This is a genomic window from Microbacterium sp. Y547, assembly GCF_057669785.1.
This window is the reverse complement of sequence record NZ_JBYHFN010000006.1, coordinates 159,698-168,446: the sequence shown is the minus strand read 5'-3', so window position 1 is coordinate 168,446 and position 8,749 is coordinate 159,698. Positions and strand designations below refer to the sequence as shown.

Genomic DNA, 8,749 nt, shown 5'->3' with positions numbered 1-8,749 from the left:
GCTGGGTGGCCCTTTCGCGTTTTAGGGGTAGTTTTCCGCGAGCAGCTCCGCGTTGACGGCGCTCACTGAAATTCCCCAGTTGTGCTCATCGAAATTCCCTACTCCGGGTCGCTTCCGTTCGTGAGGGCGGGCCTCCCTCGAAGTCGTGCCGATTTAGTGCGTAGCGCTCCGGTCGAGTGAGTCGAGGATTTCCTGTGCGTTGGCTCCGGGCGGCGTGGTCGCGGTGATCTCGTTCCCGCCGATGCTGATGCTGACGTCGCCGAGTGGTCGGAGGCTGCGGATGATCTTGCGGACGCTGGCCGCGGTGGCCTCTTGTAGGTGGCGTGAGACGGCGAGGGCGGTGCACACGATCGTGAGGTGTGCGTGGATCGAATCCCGTTCGTGGTGGAACATTAGTCGCGCGCAGGTCGGTCTTCGCCATCCGGAACGACCGCTCGACCCGGAACAGCTCCTGATACGCCGCGACGACCTCACCACCGGGGAGCCGGACCTGGAGGATGTTCGTGACGTACCCTTTCAGGCCGGCGAGCTGCCGGGCGCGGTCGATGAGGACCTGGTCGACGGCGGGGCGGGTGCCGGTGAGCTTGACGAAGCGGTCCTTCTTGAGCGGCCGCACGTCATGGCTCGGCTTGGATGCTCGGCGCGCTCGGGTCAGCGTCGGGCGGTTACCCCGAGGACAGATGAGATCGTCTCTGCGGGCATCGTGTGGAGAGGGAGGGAGTGCCTGCCTTCATTTCGGGGGCAAACGTCGTCGAGCCACGAGGTTAACTCCGAGCGACGGTCTCGGAGGTAGGGCTGCAAGGTTGGTAAGTCTGCCAGCTCGCGAGCATCGATATCGAGGGGCACGAGTCCTGTTGCCTGCGAAACGCCGAGCCTGCTGGCCCAGAGGACAGCTTCTGAGTGAAGATTCTGCGATTCGTCGCCCTCGCTCGTTGGCCCGTTTTCAGGCAATCCGACCCTTGTCCCATATCCCCTACTCTGCAGAACCCAGAGGGCAGCTGCGAGACCTCGGGCGGTCGGGAAATATGCTCTCCGCGTGGCCATGCGTGTCACGCTACGCCGCCTCAAGGCAAGGAAGAGGGGGGAGATCTGGCGTCAGCAGTGGTACACAGCCCCTTGATTGCTTCATCCTGATCCTGTCGCGGATGAGCGCCTGCGGAACGGGGGAAATGATGAAGAAGTCCAGGATCTCAGTTGCAATCATCGCGACGGCGACGGCGACGGCGACGGCGACGGCGACGGCGGCGGCCGTGTGCGGGGTGCTTCTTGGCTCGTCCGCCGTATTCGCCGATGAGTCAGTCGATACAAGACTGTCATAGCCCTCGTGGTCGCTGTGGGCGACGGCGAGATTCCTGAAGATGCAGCCTCTGTGGAGGCCGTCCTCGCGTGTGATGAGTTCACCGGCGACGTTCTGGCATACGCCCAGGAGCGCGGCTACTGCCCGACGCCCAGCAAGGGAGGGCCGACTACCTATGCGGTGCAGACATATAACTGCGGAACAGCCTGGATCGAGGGATACAACCGGGGCGCGCGCGGGCGAATGTATGTCAACTACGGGTTCAGCTCTAGCCAAGGCGTCGTCGTCCACCGAACCCTCACGGTCGGAACCGACCTCGCCATAGGGTGGAACGACAGCGCCGCGATGTGGAGCGCCGGTGACGATTCAGGCGACCGGTATGTCGGCATCGGGTCGCCAGGCTGGCACTCGGCGTCGTACTCGGGCGCTGTCACGTTGGTCTGGGGCGGATGGTGCACGATTCCCACGATCACCGACAACTTCACCATCTGACCGTGCGGACGACGTTACCCTTCAGCATCGCGGATCGGCGGCGCACTCGAGACGTATTCGTCACGCGGGGGCGTCGTTCGGGTCGAGCGTCTTGAGCATGTCCTCTTCGACGGCGTTGTCGGCTTCGAGTTCGCTTTCTGTCGTCTCGTCGCCGCCCGTCGGGGCGTCTTGTTCGATGGGCTGGTCTTCGGCGCGTCGCTCTTCATCCATGCCGTAAGGCTAGGCCTGCATCCGCGGGGCGGATAGGGGCTTGACGGGAGCTGCACGCGCGAGAAGGGGCGGGGATGCCTGACTGCGCATCCCCGCCCCTGGTCACTCTGCGGCTGACTAGCCTTCGACGGGGAACCCGACGAACGGAGCCGTTTCGGTTCCGCTGAACAAGACGCCGTCGATGGTTCCGGTCACCGTGACCGTCGCCTCACCGGCCGGAACCGACGCCAGACGCGTGTTGATCGACACCGAGACCGTCTTGCCCGGCGCAACGTTCGTGAACGTCTTGGCACCGTAGACGGTCGAGATGGTCAGGTCGACCGGAACCGAATCGTGGTTCGTCGCCGACACTGACAGGTAGACCTTGCCCGCGAGGGAGCGCGGCGTCACTTCGGCCGTGACATCCAAGCCCGCGTTCAGCGAGAAGGTGCCCTCGATGCCTGCCAGTCGGCTGGTGTAGCTCGTGAGGTACCGGCTCAGGAACGGCGCGCGCGCGCCGTGCGCTTCCTGGTCGTTCGCGGTGCTCGCCAGCGGCAGCGTCAGGGTGGGTTCGCTCACCGTGATGGTCCCGCCCGAGCCGCTGCGCGGCCAGCTGCGGGTGTAGTTCGTGCCGATGCCGACGGCGAGCTGGTGGCCCTCGAGCAGGGTCCAGTCCACGTCCTTGAGGTCGAACGTGACCGTACCGTTGGCCACCCTCGACATCTGCTCGGTGAACATCACCGCGGTGCCGTCGGGTGCGACATCCCACAGCCGCGCCAGCACGTTGCCGGTGCCGGTCGCGTTGAACGAGATCGTGGGAGTACCCGAAACGCGCGTCTCATCGTTCAGCGGGCGCGACCAGGTGTAGTAGCCGTCCGCGTCCGATGTGGTCCGCGGCGGTTCCGCGCTGCGACTGCGAGCCTGGAAGTTGCCGCTCTCGGCCTTGACGAGATCGCCCTTCGGCAGCAGGCTCGGGGCGTTCTCCATGTCGAACGTGGCAGCGCCGGCCGGGGCGGCCGTGCGGCCGTCGTCATCGACGTACGACCCGGGCTCGAGGTCGATCACGGTGGTGCGGTCGATCGCGGGCCACGAGTCCTGTGCGCGCCACGAGCCGAAGTTGTCCTGGATCAGGAACGCGGGGTCGACGACCTCGGGCTCGATGCCCTTGAGGTACTTGTCGTAGAAGCGCATGACCTCGTCGTACCAGCCCTCGCGTCCCATCTCGAGCACGCCGGCCGCGTTGCGGTCACCGCCGCGCACGTGGTCCCACGGACCGAGCCAGCCGCGCTGGGGTCCTTCGTGGTTGGTGAGGTACTCGTTGAAGTCCTCGGGCTTGGTGTTCGCTTCGGTCATGCCCTGTGTGACGAACAGCGGGACCGTCGAACCCTTGGCCTGCTCGGCCAGGTTGCGGGCGCTCCAGTACTCCGAGTCCAGACGGGGCTCCAGTGCATCCCGCAGGTTGTTCGAGAGGCATTCGGGGTGTGCGATCTCGTACGCCGCGTTGGCTTTGTACCGCGCGGTGTCATCGGCCATGCCCTGCAGCGACGCGATCCCGTTGTAGGCACGCGGGGTGCCGGTGACGTTGGAGCGCGGCACCTCGTTGCTGTACAGGTAGTTGTACATGTTCCACAGCGGCTCCTGTGCGACGACGGCCTCGAGTCCTTCGGGCTCGAGGTTCGCTCCGATGAGGCCGGTGACGGCGTCGTAGGACTTGCCGTACAGGCCGACCTTGCCGGTGGACCATTCCTGGTTCACGACCCAGTCCACTGCTGCGACCACGTCGGCCTGTTCGCCGGGTCCGGCGAAGTCGATGCAGCCCGTCGAACCGCCGTATCCGCGGAGGTCGACGTAGACGACGGTGTAGCCGCGTTCCATGAGCGATCCGCCCTCGATGAGGTCGGTGAAACGGTCCGAGGGGCCGGTGTGGGGGTGGCGGTCATTGCCGGACTGGCCGATGTGCCCGAAGTACGGACCGACCGACAGGATGATGGGGGTGGGCTGGTCGAGCGGCAGGTGAACGGGTCGAAGCACATCGGCGTGCAGTTCGACATCGCTTCCGTCCGAAGTGGAGAAGTAGTGCTCGGTCCAGGCGGCGCCTGCCGGGACTCGGCTGTTCTGGTCGCGGGTGATGCCACCCGTCAGGGGAGCGTCGACGATCGTGTCGGGCGGGGTGACGGGAACCTCGGCCGCCTGCGCGACGGCGGGGAGGCTGGCAAGGACGAGGCCCGTTGTGCAGGCCAGCGTGAGTGTTAAGCGCCTGAGGCGCACGTGTTGTGTCATGCCGTTGAGGCTATGGGGGTGCGGATGCCGGGGGGAAGGGTTGCCCGATGGCTCGTTACCCGGTCGTTACCTCCGCCGGAAACGCCGCGCGGATCGGCCGTTTCGCGATGCTGTCCGCACTGGTAGCCTCTGCGTGACCGCTGAATCGATTCACGATTCGGGTCCGCACGATGTCGGCATCTCGACGCCGACGGGGTGGCCGACGGCACGCTTGTCAAGGAGGACATGTGAACACTGCTCGCACGCGCCTGCGCGATACCCTTCGCGCGCCACTGATCGCGCTACTTGCCGCGACGCTGGCGATCACCCTCGCGGGTGTGCCGGCGCGGTCTGCGTCGGCGGTCGAAGCCGGACCCGCGCCATCCGTTCTTTCCACGAACTTTCTGCCGGCGCCGATGGGTGTCGACGCCGCCACGGCGCCGACGTTCCGGTGGAACCTCGCGCCGTCGCAGTCCCAGACCGCCTACCGTGTCGTAGTGGCGTCGTCCGAGCAGCTCCTGGGCGACGCCGCTGATGTGTGGGACTCGGGGCGGGTCGAGTCGGACCGCATCGGCGGCATCGCGTACGCGGGTCCGGAACTCGCCGAGGGCGAGCGGTACTTCTGGAGTGTCATGACGTGGGACGGGGCAGGGGTCGCGACGTCATGGGCGACGGCGGCAATGTTCGGTACAGGCCCTGGTGCCGGGTGGTCCTCTGCGGACACTGTGTGGGTGGGCGGATCCGAGAGGTGGGGGTCGGACTTCTCGCTGAGTCTGCGTGCGCGGTTCGTGCAGCGTCATGTCACCGTCGCGTTCAGAGCGACGGACGCGAACAACTACTACCTGTGGCAGTTCCGAGGTGACGGTGTCAACGAGCTCGCCGTGCACCGAAAGCTCGACGGCGACCCGTCGCCCGCCGTGCTCAAGACGGTCCCGCTCGGCGTGCAGATCGAGAACGGAGCGAGCGCGAGACTCTACGACATCCGCATCGAAGCGGAGGGTGACGTGATCCGCACCTACCTCGATGACGTCCTGGTCGACACCACCGTCGACGCGACGCTCGCCAGCGGCGGGTTCGGTTTCTACACCGGCGGCACCGAGTCCTTCGTCGTCGACGACGTGCGGATGACCGACCCGCACGGGGCCGTGCTCTACGAGAACGACTTCGAGGGGACTGGATACAACGACTTCAGCTGCGGCACCCTGACCGGGTCCGCCCTGTCCATCCCGATCGCTCAGCGTACCGGGTGCATGCACTTCGGCCCGTGGTCGGACTACGACCTCGAAGTGGACGTCAAGGTCTCGAACGTCGCGACGGGGATTCTGCTGCGGGCCGCGGACGCCCGGAACAACGTCATGTGGCAGATCCGCGGCGACAACTCCCGCATCGTGCCGCACACGAGGGTCAACGGCACCTTCACCGCGCTGCCCCACACGGTGGTGTCTCCCGCGATCGGCATCGGCACGACCAACCGCATCAAGATTTCGGCGCGAGGCGACATGTTCACGACATCCGTCAACGGCACACAGGTCGATTCGCGTGTCGTCCCCGGCGTCCGCGCCGGCGGGATCGGGTTCCGCAACGGCGGCCAGGAGGTCGGCGTTTTCTCGAACCTCCGCGTGACCAGCCCGCGCGGACAGGTCGTGTACGAGAACGCCTTCCCGAGCGGTGACTCAGCGTTCCCCTGCGGCACCGCCGAGTCAGGGGAACTGACGGTTCCGCGGTCCGCAGACTGCGTGCGCGCGGGGCAGGCGGGCGGCGCGGAGGAATGGGCGTTCCTGCGCGGCGAAGCGGCGCTCGAAGACAAGCCGGTGGCATGGGCGACCTTGTTCACCAGCGGCTCGTCGACCGCCCCGGGGCGCCAGTACGTCTATCGCATCTGGGTCAATGGAGAGTTCGTCGGTGCCGGACCGCAGCAACCCGCCGCCGACGAGAACCGATTCGGCGGGTACGACGTCACATCGCTCGTGCGTGCGGGCGAGAGCAACGCCATCGGAGCGCTCGCCCATTCGACACAGGGCCCGGGGTTCCTCGCGAAGCTCATCGTTGAATACGAGGACGGGACTCGCCAGGTTTTCGACACGGGGCGCGAGTGGACGAGCCGCGGAGGGACCGACGTCTACCCGAGCGGCGGGTCGATCGGAACGTCGTACTTCCGCGCACCGGTCGAGGACCTCGACGCGCGCGTCTACCCTTTCGGATTCGCCGAGCCCGGGTTCGACGATTCCTCCTGGGCGCGAGCGTCCGCGCGATCGACTCTGCCGCGCCTCGCACCGTCGACGACCGAGAATCTCGCCGAAGAGCTCCACGCTCCCGAGCGGATCGTGCAGAAGGGTCCGGGCCACTACTTCGTCGACTTCGGCCGCTCCTGGCTCGGCGGCGTACGGCTTCAACTGGACGGTGCCGCGGGAGCGCGCGTAGAGATCCGGTACGGCGAAGAGCTGACCGATCGCACCACCACGGCGAACACCGTGCGCTGGCAGATGCGCACCGGCAACAACTACCGCGACTATTACACGCTGTCGGGCAACGGGGAGGCGCTGCAGAATTGGGGCTTCCGGGTGTTCCGCTACGTGGAGATCATCGGGGCGCCCGAGCCTGTCACGGCAGACAACCTGCAGGCGGCCGCGCTCGTTTACCCGATGAGCGACGACGCTCAGTTCCGAGGCGACGGTGAAGCGATCGATGCGGTCTGGGAGTTGTCCCGGCACACGATCGACTCGCAGAACTTCGACATCTACGGCGACTCGTGGACGCGAGAGCGCGCGCCGTATGAAGCTGACGTGTTCATCCAGCTGCAGTCGCACATCTATCTCGATGCTGACCCGACCCTCGCGCAGTACTCGGTGGAGTACCTGTTGAGCAGGCGCACCTGGCCGACCGAATGGCCGATGTACCTGATCCTCGCCGCGCACGAACTGTGGCAGTCCACGGGGGACGAGTCGTTCACCTCCGAACACTATGACGCACTCGTGTCGAAGCTTCCCGCTCAGTACCTCGAGGAGGAGACGGGGCTCATTCGCAAGACATCGGGTTCGGACGGATGCAACAGCCGCACGGACTGCGACATCGTCGACTGGCCCGCGGGCGAGCGTGACGGGTACCAGTTCCGTCAGTACAACACCGTCGTCAACGCGCTCGCCTATCGCAGCTACCGCGACATGGCCGACATCGCCGACGCGACCGGTCACGCCGACGACGCCGTGCGCTTCGGCGCGATCGCCGATCGGCTGCGCGAGGCGATGAACACTTATCTCTACGACCGGGACGCCGGTGCATTCGATGACGGGATGGATGCCGCGAAGGTGCGCACCGGTCATCATGCGATCCACGCGAGTGTCTTCGCGCAGGCGTTCGGCGTCACAGCCGACGATCAGCGAGAGACCGTCGGTGAGTACCTGGCGGGTCGCGGCATGCAATGCAGCGTGTACTGCGCGCCCTTCCTTTTGCAGGCGCTCTATGACGGCGACCAGGGTGACGCGGCGTACGGGCTCATGACGTCGACGGGGCAGCGCAGCTGGATGAACATGATCGCGCTGGGTGCGGGTGCCACGATGGAGGCCTGGGACCCGGCACTGAAGTCGAACACCACGTTCTCGCATCCCTGGGCCTCGTCGCCGGCGTTCATGATCCCGCGCGGTGTGTTCGGAATCAGGTCGATCGAGCCGGGGTACGAGAAGTTCTCGGTCAAGCTGCAGCCGGGAGGGTTGTCCTCCGCGGACGTCAGCGTGCCCACCGTGCGCGGCTTGATCCGCGCGGCATACGCGCAGGAGGGCGGCCGGACGGATCTCGGACTTCGGGTGCCGTCGGGCTCGACCGCGGTCGTGTCCGTTCCCGTCGAGGGCGTGGGAGACGGCACTCTCTTCGTGGACCGGATCGAGACTCAGGCCGCCCGCGAGGGTGGGTACCTCGTCATCGAGGTGCCCGCTGGGTGCCATTACGTCAGCGCGTCGCGGGACAGCGACCCGAGCGCCGTCGGTGCGGCGTGCCCGGACGGCTTCGATCTCGGCGCAGAAGTGACGCCGAGGATGCTGGGCGGCAAGACGTACCTCTCCGTCTCGGCGGCGAACAACGCCACGGTGCAGGCTGACGTCGTCATCGCGACGCCGTACGGGAACAAGACGTTCACGAACGTCCAGCCCGGCACGTCGGTCAGCGTCTCGGTCAACTCGAGGCTCGCGGCGATCCCCGCGGGCGAGGTGACGATCGTCGCGACGCGCATCGCCGACGGTGAGACGGTCTCGGACACGAAGACCGTTCGGTACGCGGCGTTCCCTCCTGGGCAGTGACCGGCTCGTGCGTCGCGTCAGCCCTTGACGGCGCTGCTCGTCATCCCGGCCACAACCTGCTTCTGGAAGAGGATGCACATCACCGGCGGTGGAATCGTGATCAGCGGGATGTCCGCGAACAGCGGGTCCCACTGCGAGTTGGACGGGCTCTGGACGTTGTGACCGCTTGGAGCGCGCTGGTCACGATCCCATCACGGACTGCGCTCGACTTGACCGGGGGGAT

At 66.5% G+C, this 8,749-nt stretch carries 4 protein-coding genes and 1 pseudogene; 2 read left to right on the top strand and 3 right to left on the bottom strand.

The window, feature by feature from the left end; all coding sequences use genetic code 11:
• Positions 1 to 153: 153 nt before the first annotated feature.
• Positions 154 to 613: pseudogene (locus AC25Y0_RS11520) on the bottom strand (IS1634 family transposase); the annotation flags it as partial.
• Between the two features lie 711 nt (positions 614 to 1,324).
• Between AC25Y0_RS11520 and AC25Y0_RS11515 the strand changes: the two are divergent.
• Positions 1,325 to 1,789: a hypothetical protein gene (locus AC25Y0_RS11515; RefSeq protein WP_488134695.1), complete on the top strand. Its 465-nt coding sequence runs from the start codon at positions 1,325 to 1,327 to the stop codon at positions 1,787 to 1,789.
• A gap of 60 nt (positions 1,790 to 1,849) precedes the next feature.
• Here the strand turns inward: AC25Y0_RS11515 and AC25Y0_RS11510 are convergent, their stop codons facing one another.
• Positions 1,850 to 1,999, bottom strand: coding sequence for a hypothetical protein (locus tag AC25Y0_RS11510; RefSeq protein ID WP_488121778.1), 150 nt, complete (start codon positions 1,997 to 1,999; stop codon positions 1,850 to 1,852).
• Between the two features lie 117 nt (positions 2,000 to 2,116).
• Positions 2,117 to 4,258: a CocE/NonD family hydrolase gene (locus AC25Y0_RS11505; protein WP_488121779.1), complete on the bottom strand. Its 2,142-nt coding sequence runs from the start codon at positions 4,256 to 4,258 to the stop codon at positions 2,117 to 2,119.
• Positions 4,259 to 4,485: 227 nt separating this feature from the next.
• Here AC25Y0_RS11505 and AC25Y0_RS11500 point away from each other — a divergent pair, with 227 nt between their 5' ends.
• Positions 4,486 to 8,526 carry a family 78 glycoside hydrolase catalytic domain gene (locus AC25Y0_RS11500; protein ID WP_488121780.1) on the top strand — a complete coding sequence of 1,347 codons (4,041 nt, stop codon included), beginning with the start codon at positions 4,486 to 4,488 and terminating at the stop codon, positions 8,524 to 8,526.
• Positions 8,527 to 8,749: the final 223 nt, after the last annotated feature.

What these genes read in the sequence shown, in the direction of transcription:
- AC25Y0_RS11510 (WP_488121778.1), bottom strand. Translation starts at nt 1,999, where the DNA reads ATGGATGAAGAGCGACGCGCCGAAGACCAGCCCATCGAACAAGACGCC.
- AC25Y0_RS11505 (WP_488121779.1), bottom strand. Translation starts at nt 4,258, where the DNA reads ATGACACAACACGTGCGCCTCAGGCGCTTAACACTCACGCTGGCCTGC.